1 protein-coding gene is annotated in these 1,116 nt (G+C 60.7%); it reads left to right on the forward strand.

Translation table 11 applies throughout. The features are described 5' to 3' along the window. The first annotated feature begins 122 nt into the window (after positions 1-122). Positions 123-956, forward strand: a complete 834-nt coding sequence (locus tag I5W_RS09790; RefSeq protein WP_252716973.1) for a hypothetical protein — start codon at positions 123-125, stop codon at positions 954-956. Positions 957-1,116: the final 160 nt, after the last annotated feature.

The following is a 1,116-nucleotide window of genomic DNA, read 5'->3' on the forward strand; positions in this document are numbered from 1 at the left end:
AATTTTTGCCCGGCAGGACATTTTGACGGCCGCCGCCGGTCACCACCGACGATTCCCGCAAGTTGATTCATGACCGGGTGGCACAGGTCCGCGCGGTGTATTTACAGCCGCAGACATGGACCTTGAACGACAAGCCGGCGCAGCGTGTCGGCAACGGGCGTTATGCGGTGTATGTCGCCTTCCGGCGCGACGACGAAACGCAGGAAGCTATCGAAAATTTGCTCAACACCATCGACTTCCTGCTGCATCAGCAGCGCAACCTGGGCGAGTTTTTCTACTTCCCCGTCGTGCTGGCAGAACAGCCCATCCGCCTCAAGGGCAAGGTGTACCTCAATGCCGACGCGCAATGGGCGCTTGTCGTGCAGAAGCTAACCGAGGTATTACGGGAGTATGCGGCGCCGACGCCGTTGCGTTCTGGCTTTGGCCAATTGCAGACGGCGGGCTTGAGCAGCGACGCGATCATGAACGGGCCGCGCATGGAAAATGGCTGGATCAGCGCGCCCGGAGCATTGCCGGAAAAGCGCAACCAGGTCAGTTGCGCCCAGATCGCCAGTCTGCTGACGCAGTTGGACGGCGTCACGGCGGTGGAGTCACTGAGTTTTGCTGGCAGCAGCAGCGGCAATGCTATCGACATCGCTGACGACGCCCTGGCGGCCTTTGAATTTCTGGACGGATTGCAGTTCATACAGAACAAGCAGGTGCTATCGCCTGCGGCGGGGAAGCTCAATGCGCTTTCGTCCAGGTCGGTCGGTGTTATCACGCAATTGCAGGTGGCCCACGCCGCCGCCGGGATCGAGGCAAAAGTGGACGTATATCCGCCGCTGCCGCAGGGGCGGTACCGCGACATTGAGTCCTACATTTCGATCCAGAGCACCTTTCCCGAGATGTATGGCATCGGCCCCAACTCGCTGGAGTCGGACGCGCCCGATACCGGGTCGCCAGCGCCCGGCAATTAAAGGCGTATCTGCTGGTCTATGACCAGTTGCTGGCCAATGAATTCTCCCAGCTGGCGCATCTCGGCGACCTGTTTTCCTTCGCGGCGCCGCGTAACCGCCTGACCCGGCCGGTGCTGGAAGTGCACTGCCGGAGGGCAGTTTTCGACCACCTATTTTTGCC

This window comes from Herbaspirillum sp. B65 (genome assembly GCF_000333555.1).
Classification (GTDB): Bacteria; Pseudomonadota; Gammaproteobacteria; order Burkholderiales; family Burkholderiaceae_D; genus Herbaspirillum; species Herbaspirillum rubrisubalbicans.